Source organism: Shewanella sp. ENK2, from assembly GCF_043568515.1.
GTDB lineage: Bacteria > Pseudomonadota > Gammaproteobacteria > Enterobacterales > Shewanellaceae > Shewanella > Shewanella japonica.
Genome location: NZ_CP171406.1, coordinates 4031755 through 4052367, shown reverse-complemented (window position 1 = coordinate 4052367; position 20613 = coordinate 4031755). Strand labels below are relative to the sequence as shown.

At 39.4% G+C, this 20613-nt stretch carries 12 protein-coding genes; all 12 read right to left on the bottom strand.

Annotated elements, in window-relative coordinates; translation table 11 throughout:
* Nucleotides 1-129: 129 nt before the first annotated feature.
* Entirely contained in the window at nucleotides 130-1152 is a 1023-nt protein-coding gene (gene pyrD / locus ACGEDC_RS17735) for a quinone-dependent dihydroorotate dehydrogenase (protein ID WP_394494782.1), read from the bottom strand.
* 64 nt (nucleotides 1153-1216) lie between these two features.
* Nucleotides 1217-6061, bottom strand: a complete 4845-nt coding sequence (locus ACGEDC_RS17730) for an NAD-glutamate dehydrogenase (protein ID WP_394494780.1) — start codon at nucleotides 6059-6061, stop codon at nucleotides 1217-1219.
* Between the two features lie 265 nt (nucleotides 6062-6326).
* The gene (locus tag ACGEDC_RS17725) at nucleotides 6327-8681 is read right to left on the bottom strand and encodes an efflux RND transporter permease subunit (RefSeq protein WP_394494778.1); all 2355 of its coding nucleotides are present in this window, start codon (nucleotides 8679-8681) and stop codon (nucleotides 6327-6329) included.
* A gap of 132 nt (nucleotides 8682-8813) precedes the next feature.
* Nucleotides 8814-9824, bottom strand: a complete 1011-nt coding sequence (locus ACGEDC_RS17720) for a YCF48-related protein (protein WP_394494776.1) — start codon at nucleotides 9822-9824, stop codon at nucleotides 8814-8816.
* Nucleotides 9825-9872: 48 nt separating this feature from the next.
* On the bottom strand, nucleotides 9873-11237 hold the full coding sequence (locus tag ACGEDC_RS17715; RefSeq protein WP_055024468.1) for a DUF1329 domain-containing protein: 1365 nt from the start codon (nucleotides 11235-11237) through the stop codon (nucleotides 9873-9875).
* A gap of 13 nt (nucleotides 11238-11250) precedes the next feature.
* Nucleotides 11251-13302 (bottom strand): DUF1302 domain-containing protein, encoded by a 2052-nt coding sequence (locus tag ACGEDC_RS17710; protein ID WP_080915557.1) that lies wholly within the window; start codon nucleotides 13300-13302, stop codon nucleotides 11251-11253.
* A 315-nt stretch (nucleotides 13303-13617) separates the two neighbouring features.
* Complete coding sequence (locus ACGEDC_RS17705) at nucleotides 13618-13833, bottom strand: DUF2835 family protein (protein ID WP_065108246.1); 216 nt, start codon at nucleotides 13831-13833, stop codon at nucleotides 13618-13620.
* 140 nt (nucleotides 13834-13973) lie between these two features.
* Nucleotides 13974-16529 carry an aminopeptidase N gene (gene pepN, locus ACGEDC_RS17700; protein ID WP_394494772.1) on the bottom strand — a complete coding sequence of 852 codons (2556 nt, stop codon included), beginning with the start codon at nucleotides 16527-16529 and terminating at the stop codon, nucleotides 13974-13976.
* Between the two features lie 94 nt (nucleotides 16530-16623).
* A complete protein-coding gene (gene prc, locus ACGEDC_RS17695; protein ID WP_394494770.1) occupies nucleotides 16624-18738 on the bottom strand; it encodes a carboxy terminal-processing peptidase in 2115 nt (704 codons plus the stop codon).
* Between the two features lie 22 nt (nucleotides 18739-18760).
* A complete protein-coding gene (proQ, locus tag ACGEDC_RS17690) occupies nucleotides 18761-19396 on the bottom strand; it encodes an RNA chaperone ProQ (RefSeq protein WP_055024463.1) in 636 nt (211 codons plus the stop codon).
* A gap of 268 nt (nucleotides 19397-19664) precedes the next feature.
* Nucleotides 19665-20123 carry a GAF domain-containing protein gene (locus ACGEDC_RS17685; RefSeq protein ID WP_394494768.1) on the bottom strand — a complete coding sequence of 153 codons (459 nt, stop codon included), beginning with the start codon at nucleotides 20121-20123 and terminating at the stop codon, nucleotides 19665-19667.
* An 18-nt stretch (nucleotides 20124-20141) separates the two neighbouring features.
* A complete protein-coding gene (locus ACGEDC_RS17680; protein WP_065108251.1) occupies nucleotides 20142-20435 on the bottom strand; it encodes a YebG family protein in 294 nt (97 codons plus the stop codon).
* Nucleotides 20436-20613: the final 178 nt, after the last annotated feature.

The following is a 20613-nucleotide window of genomic DNA, read 5'->3' as shown; positions in this document are numbered from 1 at the left end:
AACTTAATTTAAAATATTTGATATAAAGATCATAAAGTTATAACGATCGAAAGATCGAAGTTGCGATCGTTATAACTTTTTTAGATCTATAAATAAGATCGTTAGATTATTAATCAATCTAATTAGATCTTATTTAGCCTTATAGGCATTAACAATATCTTTAATTAATCCTGGGCCTTGATAAATAAAGCCTGTATATATTTGAACTAATTGAGAACCAGCATCAAATTTAGCTAAAGCATCTTCTGCACTATTAATTCCGCCTACACCAATAATTGGGATCTCTCCGTTCAAATAACCGGCTAATTCTTTGATCACTTTTGTTGATAGATCCGTTAACGGCTTACCACTCAAGCCACCCATTTCATTGGCATTGTCTAAACCAACGACTGCATCACGAGTTAATGTGGTGTTTGTCGCAATAGCACCATCAAATTTACTCTTTAATAAAGACTGAGCAATTTTTTCAATCTCTTCTGTTGTTAAATCTGGCGCAATTTTAAGCGCAATAGGAACATACTTATTATGTTTTTCAGCTAATTCAGCTTGCTTTGCTTTTAATGAACTTAATAAGTCATCTAAAAGCTCACCATATTGTAAAGTACGCAAACCTGGTGTGTTTGGTGAAGAAATATTTACTGCAATATAATCTGAATGCTGATAAACCTTCTCCATACAAATTAGGTAATCATTTTTACCTTCATCAACTGGGGTATCTTTATTTTTACCGATATTAACACCAACAATAATGTCAGTTTTCTTAGCCATTAAATTTCTAACTAAGTTATCAACACCTTTATTGTTAAAACCCATTCGATTGATAATCGCTTTAGCAGGTTTAAGTCTAAATAAACGTGGTTGTTCGTTACCAGGTTGAGGACGTGGTGTTACGGTCCCTACTTCAACGTGACCGAAGCCCATTGCATGAAATGCATCAATTGATTCGCCATCTTTGTCTAAGCCCGCAGCAAGCCCTACAGGGTTATTAAATGTAATTCCCATGCATGTGACTGGAGCAGCACTTACATTTTGACTATAAAATAGGTTTAAAGGGTTGTTTCCAGTGTTTTTTAAACTTCCAATAGCGATGTTATGCGCTACTTCTGGATCCATTTGAAACATTACTTTTTGTGCAACTTTGTAAAAAAACATGCTTTCTCCTAAACCTAAAAAAGCCCCGGCTATTTGCCAGGGCTTGTTCACTTATTATAAATAATTATCTTGGGCCTTCGCAATGAAGGATCAATAAATTAAGTTCACGTAACGCCACCGAGAATTTTGCGAAATCATGGCTTTGAGACACTTTAAAGTCCGCTAGTAGATGGAACCAGCGTTCCAATAGCTTCTCATTATTATCAATCCACTGCTGAATGATTGTGTCTGCATTGCACGTATCTGTACATGCTCTAAGTACTGTAGAGCTCAATGCTCGTTGCTGCCAATCAAGCTCTTCTCTGAAGGCTGCACGTGCTAAAGCTTGCCAATGATTCGATACTGGTTGATTGCTGATTTGTTCTAGGAACCAATGCAATTCAACTTTCGCACCCAATCTGAAGTAAGTTTCTGCCACTAATTGAACAGTCTTTCCTTCGAGTTCAGCAATCTGAGCAATATCTAACGCTGAGAATAATGTACTCATTTTAGCAACAACTTGCGCTAATGACTCAGGTACACCTTGTTCTGTTAATGATTTTATTTCACTTGAAATTGCAATCACTTCTGCAGCAATCATATATTGATCAACATTGGCTTTTAACTCTTCAAATACTGGTTTGAAGAATGCCACTGTTTGCTCAATGTTCTCACCTTTATTGCGGTGACGAATAAACCAACGACAGGCTCTACGCATATTACGACGTAGTTGATGTAGCATCTCACTTTGCACATCAGCCGATACGACGCCATTGAGCTCAGTGATTGACTGAGTTAACTCTGCTAGACCAAAAACTTCGCGGGCCATAGTATAGCAAATAGCAGCCTCTGCGACTGTGGCACCTGTCTCATCTTGCATGCGTTGAACGAAATTAAAGCCCATGTCATTAACTAATTCATTGGCTAGTGACGTTGCGATAATTTCACCACGCAGTGGATGTGCAATCATTTTGTCAGCATATTTAGCTTGTAATTGCTGCGGGAAATAATCCGTAAGTAACTTACTTAAGAAAGTATCTTCGGTAATTTCTTCAGTCACTAATTGCTCTTTCAGCACCATTTTACCGTAAGCCACCAATACTGATAACTCAGGTCTAGTCAGTGGGCGATTATTAGCTAAACGCTCGGCAAGCTCATCATCAGTCGGTAAGAATTCAAGCGCTCTATCTAATTTGCCATCTTTTTCAAGATATTGGATATAACGTATGTGCTCTTTCAACTGAGAAATGCCATGGGCTTGAGTGACTGAAATAGTGCGAGTTTGGTCGTTACAATCTTGAAGTACAATTTCACCAACTTCATCGGTCATGTCTTCAAGTAAACGGTTACGTTGCTTCACAGTCAGTTCGCCGTCAGCAACCAATGTATTAAGTAAAATCTTAATGTTAACTTCGTTATCTGAGCAGTCTACGCCGCCAACGTTATCAACAAAGTCGGTATTGACTCGGCCGCCATTGGCTGCAAATTCAATACGACCTAATTGTGTCGCACCTAAGTTACCGCCTTCACCAATGATTTTAGCTTTCAGTTCATTACCATTTACTCGAATAGCATCATTAGCACGATCACCAACTTCAGCATGAGTTTCTGAAGTTGATTTAACGTAAGTTCCGATACCACCATTCCAAATTAAATCGACACGCATTTTCAGTAATGCTTGCATCAATTGATTTGGCGTCATGGTGTCTAAATCAGTTTCAAGCATCGCTTTAATTTCTTTAGTCAGCTTCAATGATTTAGCTGAACGTTGGAAAATAGCACTGCCCTTAGACATTAACTTGGTGTTGTAATCTTCCCAGCTTGAACGTGGCAAGTTAAATAAGCGTTCACGCTCAAGATAACTTTTCTCTACATCCGGATTTGGGTCAATGAAGATATGCATATGGTTAAATGCAGCCACTAATTTAGTGTGACGCGATAACAGCATACCGTTACCAAATACGTCGCCCGCCATGTCGCCAACCGCTAAGCAGGTAAAGTCTGTGGTTTGACAGTCAATGCCTTCTTCACGGAAGTGACGTTTAACCGACTCCCATGCCCCTTTTGCAGTAATGCCCATTTTTTTATGGTCATAACCATTACTACCACCCGATGCAAAGGCATCACCAAGCCAGAAATCGTATTCGATAGCAATTTCATTAGCAATGTCAGAGAAAGTCGCTGTGCCTTTATCTGCTGCAACAACAAGGTAAGCATCATCTTCATCGTGACGAACAACATCTTTTGGTGGCACGACATTACCTTCGATAATGTTATCGCTTATATCGAGTAAGCCACGAATAAATAGACGGTAACATGCTTGACCTTCATTAAAGAACGCTTCACGTCCCCCATCAGTAGGGAGTTGTTTACAAACAAAACCACCTTTAGCACCCACTGGCACAATGACGGTGTTTTTAACTTGTTGCGCTTTTACAAGGCCGAGTACTTCGGTACGGAAATCTTCTCGTCTATCAGACCAACGTAATCCACCACGTGCGACTTTACCTCCACGTAAATGAACACCTTCAACACGCGGCGAATACACAAAGATTTCAAACTTTGGTAATGGGCGTGGCATCTCTGGGATATCTTCTGGCGAAAACTTAAACGAGATATAAGGCTTATTGATACCTGTTTCTAAAGTTTGATAGAAGTTAGTACGCAATGTGGCATTAATTAAATCTAAATAACGACGAATAATACGATCGTCATCCAAACTTGAAACATCTTCAAGACGTAAATCAACTTGCTCTAGGAACTTGCTCAAGGTACGAGTTTTGAGCTTAGGGTTGAATTTACGAATAAACATTTTAACCAACAAATCAGCAATTTGTGGGTAACGATTAAATGTTTCTTCAATGTAAGACTGACTGAAAGTCGCATCAATTTGACGCATATATTTTGCATATGCACGTAAAATAGACACTTCGCGACCGGTTAAGCTAGTCGCTAAAATCATGCGGTTAAATCCATCGTCTTCCAGCTCTTTATCCCAAACTTGAGATAACGCATTTTGGAAGCGATCTTGACTGTCCGCTAAATTATCGACTGCAGCACCTTGAACTGTCATTAAGAAATCTAAAATCCAGTATGTATGACCATCAGCTGTTTTCACTTCATATGGGCGCTCGTTAATCACACGCAAACCGAAGTTTTCAAGCATAGGTAACACATCAGAAAGATGAATAGGCTCATCTTTATGGAATAGTTTTAACCTAACTTTATTGTCATTTAATGCCGTTTCTTGAGGCTGATAGAACAACATTCCTAACTTATGTTCATCATTTAATGCTTCAAGGTGTTGAATATCAACCACAGCTGAACTTGGTAGAACATCTTCTTTATAGCTAGGTGAAAATGCATTTAAGTAACGCTTGGTTAATCCTGTACCAGACTGTTCACCTAAAGCATTATTTAAAGAACTGTGTAATTTATCTTCCCAAGAGCGAGCAGCTTCAATTAGGTTTTTCTCAATAGCTGCCACATCGACATCCATATTATTATTATCAACTTTGATGATGTAATGCGTACGCGCTAAAGTTGATTCAGAAAAGTAGGTAGTAAATTCAACATCTTCACTACTGTTAAAATGCTGAGCTAAAATACGTTGTGTATCTTGACGTAACTTAGTGTTGTAGCGGTCTTTTGACACATACACTAAACAAGATAAGAAACGACCAAAGCCATCTTTACGGACAAATAATTTTAATTTGTCACGATCTTGCATTTCTAGAACACCACGAGCTATATCAGCGAGCTGATTTTCTTTAGCTTGTATTAGCTCATCACGTGGTAAGTTCTCAAGGATATTCATCAAGGCTTTATAGTCATGGGAGCGAGGTGCTAAACCTGATTGCTCCATAACACGCTCAACTTTACCCGCAAGCAAAGGAATTTCGCGAGGGCTACGGTTATATAAGTTAGATGCATATAAACCTAAGAAGCGATCTTCACCAATCACGTTTCCGGCTTTATCAAAGCGTTTAATCCCGACATAATCGACATATGCTGGGCGGTGAACACGACTTTTAGTCGAGCTTTTCGTTAATACGAGTAAGCTAGAATCTAATGCTTCTTTACGGGCAGATGCTGAGAACGTTGACAGTAATAAGCCACGGTCACTATGTTGATTGCTTGAACGTCCCATCAAACCAAGGCTTGATTCTAAATCTGGAACAAGCTCAACATCACCTTCTACTCGCTTAAGCTCATAATAACGATAACCTAGCAGTGTGAAGTGATGATTATTCAAGTAGGTCAGAAAGTTAGTCGCTTCTTCCATTTCGGCTTTTTCACCAGGAAATGGCTGCTTAGGTAACTTTTTAATGGTTTCTGATAATTTGTCAGACATCTGTTGCCAATCATCAACAGATGACACGACATCGGCAAAAACTGACTCAAGTTCTTTACCAATGGCTTTAATATCTTTTTCACTGCTTTGACGGTCAATTTCAATTAAAAATACCGCAACATTTTCAGTTGCTTCTGGCGCATCTTTAATAAATGACACTTCTTTAACCAATTCCTCATCACGTTGTAAAGCAAGTGGTGTATGTAACACCATATGCGCCGTAATGCCCATGCGGTTTAATGCCATAGTCACTGAATCAACCAAAAATGGCATATCAGGTTGAATAATTTCAATAATACTATGGGTAGACTGCCAGCCATGTTTTGACTGACTTGGGTTAAACACACGGATGTGGCTGTTGGTTTCAGCAGATTTATTGAGGGCATTCCAAAGGCTTAATACTGCACCATAAAGGTCGCTGTCATTACGAGCATTTAAGTCGTCTTTAGACATATGTGCATATATACAATTGGCAAATTGCTCAACTTGTTTAGCTTGAGAATTAGGGATTTTTTTATGAATTAAATTGACTACATTTTCTAGTAGTACTGAAGGCATTGCATCTTTAAAGGCCATGTTGCAGTTTCCTTAAGCGTTTATGGCAGCGCTTTTATCATTATATTGGATGCTTCGGCTTGTTGATTCAGTTTTAGAACTGAGATCTGGAGCAAAGTTTATTACTAATTTAATGCTATTTCGAGCACTATTTTAGTGGTAGATCCTCTAAAATCCTTGTTAACACAGCAATTATAGTCACTATTTGACCAATCAAGCGTTTAGAGAGAGTAAGTATGCAAAAAAAGAGGAGCTAGGCTCCTCTTTATAATTCTAAACCGTTTACCTACTTGGGTTTGCGCCAAAATACTGCTGATAATGCAGGTAAAATAATTATCGCACCCAACATATTCACTAAAAACATGAAAGTTAACAAAATACCCATGTCCATTTGGAACTTAAGTGCCGAGAAGAACCAAGTACTTACACCGATGGCTAATGTTAAGCCAGTAAAGATAACCGCACTACCTCGTTCAACAAGTGCTTCGAAGTACGCTTGTTGAACTGCCATTCCTTGGGTTAATTTGCCGGACATAGTCGATAAAATATAAATACCGTAATCAACACCAATCCCGACACCTAACGCAATAACAGGTAACGTACTCACTGCAAGACCAATATCTAACCAAGTCATTAATGCTTGAGCTAAAGTCGACACGACATACAAAGGCACGATAACTGCTATGGTGGCTTTAATTGAACGGAAACTTATCAAACAAAGAACAAATACAGCGCCATACACATAAATCATCATAGGCAATTGCGCTTCACTGACAGCTTCATTGGTGGCAGCCATTACTCCTACAGGTCCTGATGCCAGTTTAAATTGCAAGGTATCAGTGTTTAGTTGTGCTGCAACTTGTTTTACTTTTGCTGTGACAACTTCAATCGTTTCTGCTTTATGATCCTTTAAGAAAAGAAACACTGGCATAACCGAACAGTTACCATTAAGCAAACCAGATGTAGTAGGCACCCGCCCTACAGCTTGAACCAAACTTGCTGTAGTACGTGGAAGCACTTGCCATTTAGGATTACCTTCATTAAAGCCAGCATTCACCTGCTTAGACACCGACGCAAGACTTGCTGTTGACTCAACACCTGGCGTATTACCTACCATCCATTCAAATTGGTCTATCTCATTAAGAATCGAATGATAAGTACACGCTTCAGGTGTCGCCTCAACAATTACCGTCATGTAATCGGTAGTAATTGAGTAATTATCGGTAATATGAAAAGTATCTTGGTTATAACGCGAATCAAGGTGCAATGCTGGCGCTCCGCCTTGTAAGTCACCAATTTTCATATTGCTAGCTTGCTGAAAACCAAAGGCATAAAGCAGTGCCGTACAGATTAATACTACACTGGCATATTTTGGCGTTGCAAAACGTGATAGCGATTTCCACAAACCTTCAATTTTTGCTTTTTTAACTGGGTCTTCTTTTTCTGGCTTTATCGTGGTGTATGAAATGACCAGAGGCAATAAAATGAGATTGGTTAAAATAATAACCGCAACACCTAAAGATGCTGAAATAGCAAGCTCACGGATAATGCCGATATCGATAGCTAATAAGGTTAAAAAGCCCACGGTGTCAGACAGTAATGCGACGCCACCTGGAACTAATAAACTGCGAAAAGCTGACGCTGAAGCGGCTTTTGTATTTTGACCATCAATAACACGACGTCTAACAGCATTAATCATTTGTACGCCATGACTTACACCAATAGCAAATACCAAGAAAGGGACAAGAATTGACATAGGGTCAAGACCGAAACCCACTACCGTTAATAATCCCAATTGCCAGCAAACCGCAACCAAGCTACAAATCAAAGGCAATAAAGTTAAAATTAATGACTTAGAAAAAAGGTAAACCATGACGGCGGTGATTAAAATCGCAATCAAGAAGAAAAGTAAAACGCCTTTTGCACCTTCAGCGACATCACCTGCCATTTTAGCAAAACCAATAATATGAATTTTTATCGTATCAGTTTCATATTTACCCCGTAGCTCTTCTTCAAGTTGCTTAGCAAATTGAATGGTATTCAATGGTTTCGTGGTAATATCTTTTTCTGCGCCTTCAGACTCTGCCATTTCTTCGTCAGTTTTGGCCACAAAATCCATTAACTGAGCCGTTAACATGGCTGATGAGTAGTCATTTGATACTAAACGTCCAACAATCCCTGCCTTTTCAACGTTATCACGGACTACATTTAAGCCGTATTCATCATTACGAAAGTCTGCTGGAATGACAGGGCCGCCAGCAAAACCGTCTTCAACGACTTCAGTAAAGCGAGTAGATGGCGAATAAAGTGATTTAACTTGAGAACGTTCAACTCCAGGAATGAAAAATAATTGATCGTGAACGTTTTTAAGTGTTTCGAAGTATTCAGGGTTAAAAATATTGCCACTGGTATCTTCAACAGACACCATAATCCTATTCGCCCCACCAAAATCTTTTTGATGTTTGGTATACGTTTTCATGTACTCATGATTCAGCGGAATATTTTTGCTGAACGCCGCATCCATTTTTAATTGGCTAGCTTGGTAACCCAAAAAAATTGTAATGAGTATGAATGACAAAATCACCCACATACGGTTTCTGAAAAGATGGGTTTCAAATCCATTGACCAGTTTTTCTAACATCTTATCGGCCCTATTATTGTTGTTTTATTTTTATGTTTATCTAACGTAAATCAAATATCAGTCTAAAATGAATTTCAATGTCAAAGCCTAGAACTTATCTTGAATAACTCGATTAAACTTAGCCTAAATTATCTATTTAAGCTGAAATAACCCTTTAGAACCTGCAAACCAAAGTTCACCTTTAGCGTCACTTTCGATTGCTACAATGTTTTCGCCTTGTCTTCGAGTGACAATGTTAGCGGCATCGTTAGTATCAAGCTCAATAACCACCCCAGCGTTACCCACTAAATAGACTAAGTTATCTTTGATATAGGCATTATTAATGGATGACTTAACAGGCAGTGCGATTTCATTCCACTGAGTAAATTGTTTATCAGTTTTAAACACGTGACCACGAAGCCCCATGACATAAATAGCATCGTTTGTTTCAATAGCATTAAACATAGACCCCTCATAATAAAAATCTTGGGTCTCAAATGTTTGGCCATTATTATTTGAAGTTGCTACTAACCCAAGTTCACCAACCATGAGCAGTTGAGTATCACTTAATTGAATAACACGGTTAAAATGCGGTAATAATGCAGCTCGCTCTGATAAATACAATGCTTCATCTTCTGCTTTTAAATCTGCTAAATAGGAAACATCTTCCGGAAATAGTAGCTCTTCATGAAACTCTTCCTGCCATTGCTTACCACCATCGGTTGTGCGATAAAACAAACCATAAGCACCCACTGCGATGCCTTCATTTTCATTGAAGAATAAAATATCAAGTAATGGCTTTTCTACTTCGATAGACTGAAACTGTACTTGCCAAGTCAACCCACCATCTTCGGTGTGAATAATGGTGGCATCATGACCAACTGCCCATCCCTTTTTGTCATCAAGGAAAAACACTTTAGTTAATTGTGAGATGACTGGCGTAGCAACTTGTTGCCATTGATTATCTTGCTTAACAAGCACATGCCCTCTTTCTCCCACGGCAACAAGGCTGTTACCTGCTTTGGCTAAATCAAGAACAAGAGAAGATTGCGCTAAAGGTTGGATCTGAACAGAAAGTGGATCGAATTGAGCATGGACTGGCGCTTGAGCTAAAAAACAACTGGCACTAAAAGCGACAACATTGCGAAGTGTGCGGAACGACATACAAACTTCCTTAGAAATTGTAGGGGCGCATTGCGCCCCTATTTGGTCTTAACGAATACCTGCACGGCGAAGCGCATCAGGCGTGAAGTTAGCTTCAGAAAGGTTTGCATCAAAATCGTACATGCGCCCTTCGTTGTCTAACCCCATCGCTAAGTAACGACGAGATTGTAAATCATGGAAGATTTCTAACGTGCTCCAATGGGTCGGAACTTCATAGTAGTTAATCGAGTGCGCAGTACCTACACGGTATAACTCATCACGGTTATCGTACATATCCGTTAGTGAAACCTGCCAAGAATCTTCATCGATGTAGAAAACACGTGTTTTATAGATATGGCGCATACCATCTTTAAGGGTTGCTTTAACTTCCCATACACGGTGTTTTTCCCAGCGAGCAAACTCTGGATTAATATGGCCAGGCGTTAAGATTTGATCGTATTCAAGTGCGTCAGAATGAAGCTTGTAATCATTATATGGGATATAAAGCTCTTTCTTGCCGACTAATTCCCAGTTATAACGCACTGGAGATCCGTTAAACATATCAAAGTCATCAGTGGTTCTTAAACCATCTGAAACAGTACCTGGAGTATCAAAGGCAACGTTTGGTGCTTTACGTACACGACGTTGTCCTGTGTTATAGGTCCAAGCCTGACGCGGAAGCGCTTCTTGATCCATCGTTTCTTTTACAAGTAGTGCCGTACCCGCTAGACGCGCAGGTTGACGTACAACTTGCTTGAAGAAGAACAAGGTGTTCGACTCTTTTAATTGATCTAACGTCACTTCTGGACGGCTATAACTGAAACGAATTTCTTCAGCAGTTTCAATCAATGTGTACGAACCACTTGCTGTTGGAGCCGCTTGGCTACGTGCAGTTTTAATATCGACACCACGATAGCGAAGAATATGGTTCCAAATGACCTCTAACCCGTTATTTGGAATTGGAAAAGGTACACTGATCGACGCACCACTTACACCATTACCATTTGCTACAAGTTCAGCATTTAATGCATTAGCCTTAGTTGCATCATAAACATACTGAGGCAGCGAGGCTGTACGGCGAGTCTCGTAAACATTCATTTTGTATGTATCAGGATACAGTTCAAAAAGCTTGTTTTGGCCCGGCGTTAAAAATTCAGCATATTGCGCTTTGTTTGCATTAGTAATGGTGAATAAAATTTTATCTGAAGGAAAAGGATCTGGATGATGCATTCCTTTTTCATATCCAGCAACTGGAGAAGTAATGCCGTTATCCCAAGCAGGGATAGAACCATCTGCATTACCTGCTTTAACAGCACCCACTGGAGTAAGCTCATTACCCAATTTCGCTGCTTCAGCTTCAGATACTTTCGCCATCGCTGCAGGAGCGCTAAACGCCATGATTACTGCAGCCGATAATATCGTCAGTTTCTTCATTATTATTGTCCTTCTAGATAGAATACTTGACGTTAAACGAGACATAATCTCGGTCAGTCATTGCATTAGTTGTTCCTACACCACCAAAGAAGCTGTTGTAAGAAATATCAGCGCCCCAACGACTGCGGTAATCAAAGTTAACACCGACAGCGACAGACTTACGACCTTCAGTAAATAAGAACATTGGATCTGGTGTAATACCGTCAACATCATGTGAGAAAATCACACGTGGTGACATATTTACACCTGCGAAGATATTATTGTAGTCGGCTTTAGCCACTAAGCGATAACCCCAAGCAAAATCAGTTGGGAATGGATTGGTTTCAGGACCATCGTGCAGAGCTTCGATAATACCTGGCATATCAGGATTACCACCAGAACGAGCGGTACCAGGACCATTTAGGCGAAGCTCATCAAAGCCAGGCATGTCATGGATCCATACACCACCAATTTCAGCAAGCATCGTCAGGTTATCCGTACCTAATGTCGGTCCGAATAAATGAGTAAATGTTGCTTGAGCTTGAGTTGTATCAGATAAAATGAAGCCATCAATTGACTCACCAGGTTTAACACCTTCAATTTGTGAGATACCATCTAAGTCAGGACGAAGACCCGCTTCAGCCAATTGTTGAGGCATACCAGCAAACAATAACTCTACGTCATCAATTTGTAATGGCTCATCAACACGGTGAGCAATTTCACCCGCAACCGAAGTATCACCCACTAAAGTGTTAAAGCTGAAACCATAAAGTTGAATATCTTCAGGATAAACAATTTGCGCTTTAGTGAAGGTTTCCATACTTAACAGCAATTCACGGTCAATTTCACCACCACTTGCTGCTAAACGTCCATAATCACGAGCAACCGCTTCAGAAGTAAAGTTAGAAGCAGTACCACTAATTAAAGGACGACGGCTATGGTAATTCATGTAATACAGACCAAATTCAGTTTCACCTAAACTTGGCGCGTAATAACCTAACTTGATACCATATTGACCATCATCACTTGGCTTGGCTTCATCTTGTACTAATGCAACCTTAGTCGCATATGGCACCATATAAGCGGCATAAGCTGGGTCGAAGTTAGCAGCAGCTGCAGCACCGTATAAAGCAGAATACTCAGACATTAAAAATTCCATATTAATGTCTGGGTTGGCATTAAAACCTAATTGAGCATTTTGGGCATAACCACCAAAACCGGCAAAATCATTGGTTGCGAAGTTAGAACCAGGTGTAGGTACCCAAATTGGCTCCCAGTCATATTGGTAATAAGCTTCAACCGATAAATTATCTGTAATACCCAAAGAAGCCCACACCATACCTTGTGGACGGAACGCTTCTTTAAGCTCTGCACCTGGTGCATTCAAAATGTTTAAATCCACAGCATTAATAACACCAATGCCATGAGGAATTAGGGTGCTTTCGCCCCAAGAAACCACTTGGTTACCAACACGAACAGATAATGGGTTTTGGCCATCATTAAAGTCCCAGTTAGCGTAAACAAAGGCATCTAATAAGCGAACATCTTTACACTGAACTTCTGATGCGCGGTCATCTTCACACGGATCAAATTCGTTACCAGTAAGAGGATCGTTAAAATCATAATCACCATCGTTTAATTTACGATCGTAAAAATACATTCCACGAACGAATAAACCATAATTTTTGTATTCCAACGATAACTCGTGTAAGCCTTTAAAAATTTCTGAGGTGGTATCACCTTGAGAATAAAGTAGATTACTTAAGTCATTGTTACTTGAATATGAGCCTGGTTGGCTCCAGATTTGAGAAGTGGTGTACTTTGGTGTTTGGCCAAAAGGCGCACCAAAAGCAGAATAACCAGACCAATCAAATTGTGGCTGGTTAACTTTACCGATTTGCCCTTCCCAATCACGCTCAGACACACGCCAGCTAGCCCCGACTGTCCAAGTAGAATCGAAAGTGCCTCGTACTTCACCCCAATCAAATGAAACAGCACTAGCGCTACTGCTCATCCCTAAAGTCAATGCCGACATCACCCCCAAAGCGAGTGCCGACTTGTTAAAGCGTCTTTTAACAATATTCATTTTTGCTTCTCTCCGTAACCTGCCGGATTCGTTGTTATAGGATTTGAACCAACATTTTGTTAGCCTGCAGGCAACACCATTGTTACAGCAATTAACATCATTGAGCAAGTTCAAAAAACAGAAAATTTGTTAACGAATTGGTGTAGTTAGGAGATTTTTTGAGAGATTAAACTGAACTTTATTTGAATTAGATCACACGAATTGACTACTAGATGATATTAGTTAATAAATAACAAATAAAATCAGAAAGTTAATTGAAACAAGACTTAGCTAATTTACTTTTTTAAAATCAATTGAACGTTTGAAGTATTTACTCTAAATTTTATTTAGAGAAATAAATTTTCCAGAGGCATCCAGTTGCAAAACGAACTGACCTTGAATACCAGAAGTGGTAACAAATGGTCTGAAATATTTACCATTAATGTGTAATAGTTTGCCTCTTACATCCCTCACCTCAACATTTTTTACATAGCCTCGGTAATAAGGAAGGAAGTCTTCAAAACTAATATACATGGTAAAAGTAAATTGCATGGTGAGAAACAAACTCTAGGCGCTGTGATATGAAAGGTAATGCTAATTAATTTGACAGGTATTGTCACTCGGTAATTGAAGTAATTAATATGAAGATTACCACTGATAACATCACATTATCAGTGGTAATTTATTAATGGTTAAGCGAGGGCTTTTTCAACTTTTTCAAATAAATCTTTTGATAAATTAGGTAAGCCTTTTAAGCGAAGTAAGCACTGTTTCATTTTTTGCTGACGTTCGAGATCAAACTTACTGAATTGAATCAGTGGCGTTATCATTCTTGCTGCCGTTTGTGGATTCAGCTCATTTAACTTAATTAAAATATCAGTCAAATACTCATACCCAGAGCCATTTGCCTCATGGAATTGGTAAGTGTTTGCCGCCACAAAGAAACCAATCAAAGAACGAACACGATTTGGGTTATTAAAACTAAAACTTTCGTGCTTGGTCAGTGATTTGATAACCTCGAGTACCTCTGGTGTATTTTGAGATGCTTGTAAGCTAAACCACTTATCCATCACTAACGGAGTCGATAACCATTTTTGTTCGAAATCTTGCATTAATGCATCTTTGCAGCTTAATTGACCAGAAACAGCGGCTTTAAGTGCTGCTAAGCTATCCGTCATATTGGCTGCTGCTTTATATTGTTCAGTCACTAACAGTTCATATTCAGAAGACACTCGAGACAACAAGACTAAGCACATGTTTTTAAATGCACGTCCAGCAGGGTTATCTTCAGTAATTAATGAACGATAACGCGAGACTAATTCATCTAAACAAGCTTCAGCAAGCTCATCTACAACAAACTCTCTAGCAGCTTGTAAAGCATCTAAGTTTACCGTATCAACTTGTTCAATAAGCGCCGCAGCTGTTGGGAAAGCAAGTATTTCAGCAACTAGCGCTTTATCGATATTCTCATCTAAAATTACGCCTCGAATCGCTTCAATAACTCTTGGGTCAAGATGCATTGATTCTTTTGCTGAAAGGCTTGCTACATTTTGCCAAACCGCTTGGCTGAATAAACCAACAGATGCTTCCCAACGAGCGACTTCACTGGTTGCAAATCGAGTTAAGTGCACTAATTGATCGACATTAAATTCATAATCTAGACGCACTGGCGCTGAAAAATCTTGCAGTAATGAAGGCACTGGCATTGACTCAATACCATCAAAGGTGAAGGTTTGCTCAGCTTGCTTGACTGCCAACACTTGATTATTTATCGACTGACCTTCTGCATCTAATAATTCTACGCTGAAAGGTATATGCAACAATTTGCCTTTCTCGCCTTGTGATTGCACTGATTGTTTAACTGTTAACTGATATTGCTTTTTATCGGCATCAAAGCTGTCTGTCACGCTAACAACCGGGGTACCTGCTTGGCTGTACCAATTTCTAAATAAACCTAAATCGATACCACTCGCTGATTCCATTGCATTAACAAAGTCATCGCAAGTCACAGCTTGTCCATCGTGACGTTCGAAATAGCACTTCATGCCTAATTGGAAATTTTTCTCACCTAAAATGGTGTGCATCATGCGAATGACTTCAGCACCTTTGTTGTAAACAGTCACGGTGTAAAAGTTATTCATCTCAATAACTGATTCAGGACGAATTGGATGCGACATTGGGCCTGCATCTTCAGCAAACTGCTGATTTTTCATAACGCGGATTGCTTGAATACGATTAACCGCACGGGAACCTAAGTCAGAGCTAAACTCTTGATCTCTAAATACAGTTAAGCCTTCTTTAAGGCTTAGTTGGAACCAATCACGACATGTGACACGGTTACCCGTCCAGTTATGGAAATACTCATGACCCACGACAGACTCAATACCATGATAATCTTCATCGGTAGCACTTGCTGTGTCAGCTAATACATATTTGGTGTTAAAGACATTCAAGCCTTTATTTTCCATGGCGCCCATGTTGAAAAAGTCAACAGCAACAATCATATAGATGTCTAAGTCATATTCTAAATCAAAACGGCTTTCATCCCATGCCATCGACTTTTGCAGTGATACCATTGCATGATTAGCTTTGTGTAAATTACCTTTATCGACAAACACCTGTAACTTGACTTCGCGGCCGCTACGAGTAACAAACTTATCTTCTAATAAGTCAAAATCACCCGCGACTAGCGCAAAAAGGTAGCTTGGTTTTGGAAATGGATCTTCCCAGCGGACATAATGACGGTCTGCAGTTGTATCTCCCTTCTCGACAAGGTTGCCGTTACTTAACAAGAAAGGAAATGCTGTTTTGTCCGCTTCAACTCTCACAGTATAAATAGCAAGGACATCTGGACGGTCTAAGAAATAAGTAATTCTTCTGAAACCTTCGGCCTCACACTGGGTGCAGTATGCGCCATCTGACATATACAAGCCCTCTAGGCTAGAATTAGCCTCAGGATCTTGTAAGGTCACTAGGGTTAATTCAAAGTCATCAAGGTTCGTTTGAATCACTAATTCGTTATTTGCTTCTTGATATTGAGCTTTGTCACCGTTTATCAAAACAGACTGTAAATTTATTTGCTCACCAACCAAGATTAAATTTTCGGTATGTTGACCAACACGTTGCACCTTACTGGTGGCTACAACTGTGGTTTCATTGCCCTTTAAATCGAAATTTAAATCAATATGGCTAATGGTATAAGCGGGTGCTTGGTAATCTTTTAGGTGTTTTGCTTGAGCTTGAGTCATAAATAATCCTTGAATAACACTTAGCAAATTATGCGATAAATTTTACTTAATAAAAAACGCGCTTAAAGCGCGTTTTTTTCTGGCGAAATAATGATTACTTCGCAGCTAGTTTTTTAGCATCAACCATATCTAAAGTGATTAATGCTGTTTCTTCTAAGAACGCATCTGGCACTTCTAATTCATCTTCATCTGACGCATCTGTTTCACTTTCAGCGGCTTCGCTTTCTGCAACATCAGTTGTTTCAGTCTCAGTTGACTCTTCATCTTCATCATCTAGAGATGCAAGAGGCTCTAGTCCATTCTTAACACGACGCTCATTGGTACGATCAAGAATACGTTTTTCGTCTTCTTCACGTGATGCAATACGCTCACTTTCAACTAATGAAATCGTCTTATCGTTATGATGCTTTTTAAATTCTGCTATATCATCAAAAATATAACCGAATTCGACATCCGTTTTAATACGTTGCTTATGCTTAGTATCAAGCTTGGTAATCAGCTCAGGATAGATATTGCCAAGTGTTCCGTATTGCGCAACTGGCACTTTATCCCAAGGTAAGGCGTTTTTCTCTTCAGATTCACCATATTCACCCGGCTCTAAGGCACTTGGGAATTTAATGTCAGGAGTTACACCTTTAAGCTGAGTACTGCCACCATTAATACGATAGAACTTTGCGATAGTGTATTGAACATGACCAATTGGTTTTTCATACATATCGTAAATGCGGCCAAGGCTCTTGTGTTGTTGCACAGTACCTTTACCAAAACTTGCTTCTCCAACAATGAGTGCACGGTCGTAATCTTGCAGTGCTGCAGCAAAAATTTCTGAAGCTGAAGCGCTATAGCGATCGACCATTACTGTTAGTGGACCGTTGTAAGCACTCTTACCGTCGTTATCACGGTTTTGAGTTACGCGGCCATTGGCATCACGAATTTGAACCACTGGGCCCATATCGATGAATAATCCGGTAAGCAAAGTAGCCTCGGTTAACGCACCGCCGCCATTGCCACGTAAATCAATAATAATGCCTTCGACGTTATCTTCTTTCAGTTTGGCAATTTCTTTTTCAACATCTACAGATAAGTTCATGTAGAAACCAGGAATTTGAATAACCCCGACCTTACGGTTGGCATACTCACCTTCTGTTGGTTCAACAACTTTAGATGTTGCAGCTCGGTCTTCTAAGCGAATTTTATCTCGAATGATAGTTACTTCGAAAGTTTTCGCATTAGCGCCACCTTTTTTAGGTAGTATTTGTAAATTAACCTCACTGCCTTTTGGCCCTTTGATTAATTCAACTACATCATCTAATCGCCAGCCGATAACATCAACAATTTCACCGTCTTTTTGGCCTACACCAATGATTTTATCTTCAGGTGATAGTTTTTCACTACTGGCCGCAGGGCCACCAGCAACAAGACTTTTAATGACAGTGTAATCGTCATCCATCTGTAACACAGCACCAATGCCTTCAAGGCTTAGGTTCATTTCCATTTGGAAACGTTCAGCATTACGAGGAGATAAATAACTTGTATGAGGTTCTACTGTACGCGCAAAGGCGTTCATCACACCTTGGAATACATCTTCACTGTGAGTTTGGCTCAGACGCTTGATAGCATTGTTATAACGCTTACCGAGCACTTCGACTGTTTCTTCCCAGTCTTTACCAGCAAGTTTAAGATTCAATGCATCGTATTTAACACGCTGACGCCAAAGCTCATTAAGTTCAGCTTCATCTTTTGGCCAAGCAGCTTCTTCACGATCAAACTCATAAGCATCACCAGCTTCGGTAAAGTCGAATTCTTTATCAAGTAAAGTTAACGCATAGGCAAAACGTTCATAGCGACGTTTTTGCAATAAAGAGAACATATCAAAGGCAGGAGCGATATTGCCCGTTTTGACCATATCGTCAAACTGAGTTTGATACTGCTTGAAGCTATCAACATCAGCTTGGGTAAGCACATTACGTCTGAAATCTAACTGTTGCAGATAACGGTCATAAATGAGCTTAGAAAAAGCATCATCAAGTTCAAAGCGATGGTAATGAGAACGGGTAAATAAATTCGTTACTCTTTTACTCGCAACCTTATGTTGAGGCTCTTGCTCAAGTTTGGGTAACTCGTTGATTTGAATAGTGGGTGAAATTGCCCAAGCCGAAAAACCGACAAATAAAGTGGCAATCGACGCAGCCAAAGAGAGTTTTCGCATCAACAAGTTACTCCTTAAATGATCACGATAATAAAATATGCTCGGCACGTACTTTAACGACTAAACCAGAATCAAGTTGTACATGGACATCTTCTTTCTTGATATCAGTGATAACGCCGGCAACTGGATTTTGCCCTAACTTCACACTAACACGTTGTTTTTGTTTAAGCTCGTCAAATTTTGCTGGCACATAATTAACTTTTGGTTCAGCAGGCTTTTTCGCTTTTGCTGGACGGTCTTTCTTAACTGGAGCAGTTTTTGCTGAAGGTGCTTTTCTAGCAGGCTTCTTTGGATTTGCTTTTGCAGCTTGTGCTTGGCGTTTCGCCTTTGCTTTCTCTTGGCCTTCTTTTAGAGTTTGCTGAGCGTGATCAATATGCTCTTGCTCAAGCTCACCACAATCTTGGCCATCTAAGTCGATACGCTGTACGCCAGCTTTAACGCCTTTAAGGTAGCGCCAGCTACTTGTATAACGTCTAAGTGCAACACGTAATTGTGTCTTACTTACTTTAGAATCATCAGCCAACCTTTCAGCTAAATCTTGAAACAAACCAATTTTTAATGGCTTAGTTTCACCTTCTGCAATAAAGCATAAAGGAAAAGTTTCATATAAATACGCTAAAACTGCGTTGGTGTCGGTCAACTTGTCTGTTGATTCCATTTTTACTTCCACGTTATATAAGGGGACTGGTTAATAGCTTTCTTGGCTAGTACAGTCGTTTGTCTTTCGTTAAACAGAGTCTTGCTTAACGTTCAAATTAGCACTTCCTACATGATTGCTAAAGCAATTGAAACATGCCCTAACAAATTAACTTAGTTAGCTGCAATTTTACAGTAAATAAATTTTCCAGTAGTTAATGCGTGCAGCTCAGTATTATAAAGCGCATCACAGCGATTGCGACCTGCAATTTAGATTATTTGTTCGCAAATTAAGCAAATAAGCAAGATTCGAAGCTTTTTACTAAGATTTCGAGACCTTTTTGATCGTCTGCATCAAAACGATTCAACAATGGACTGTCAATATCGAGCACGGCAAACACATCATTTCCGTTATGAACTGGCACAACGATTTCTGAATTACTGGCTGCATCACAAGCAATATGCCCTTCAAATTGGTGTACATCTTCAACAAGTTGAGTCTGATCTAGTGCCGCAGCTGTCCCACAAACTCCTTTGCCTATCACAATACGAGTACAGGCAACTTTACCTTGAAACGGACCTAAGACTAATTGGTCTGCTTTTTTAATGTAAAAGCCGACCCAATTTATATTGTCTAAATTATCGTTTAACAACGCCGAAAAGTTTGCCATGCCAGCAATAAGATCATCTTCGTCTTCCATTAATGCTAATACTTGTCGGTTCAATGTGTCATAAAACTCAGCTTTCATTCTACTTCCTAAAATATTTTATTCTGTTGGCGCTTTTTTATTAGTTTTTTTCGTGGCTGCTTTATTGGCAGCTGGCTTAGGTTTTACTACGCCTTTTAATAAATTAGCTAGCTCATCTTTATTAGAAGCTAAGTAAAAAGCAAGCTTCTCTACACTATTCTCGTCAATTTCGAGTTCAGCGCTAGTAATAAAAGGAACTAAGTTATCAGCAATGTCGAGCATTTTGTCATAGGCATCGGCTTCCTTTTTAGATGTAAATGTCATCTTTTCCACCCCTTCTCTTACCACGACAAACTTTGTAATTACCGCCATGATTAACCTCTTACTGTTTTTATATACAGTGCATAGAGTGTCATAGAACTAACTTCTGATGCAAGTATTCTGATTATTCTGGTATTATCTGCTTTTATTGTATCTTGAATAATTGACGTTTTGACTATTTAAAGCCATATTTTGTGCACTTTAGTCAGATATTGTTCAGTAATTTAGA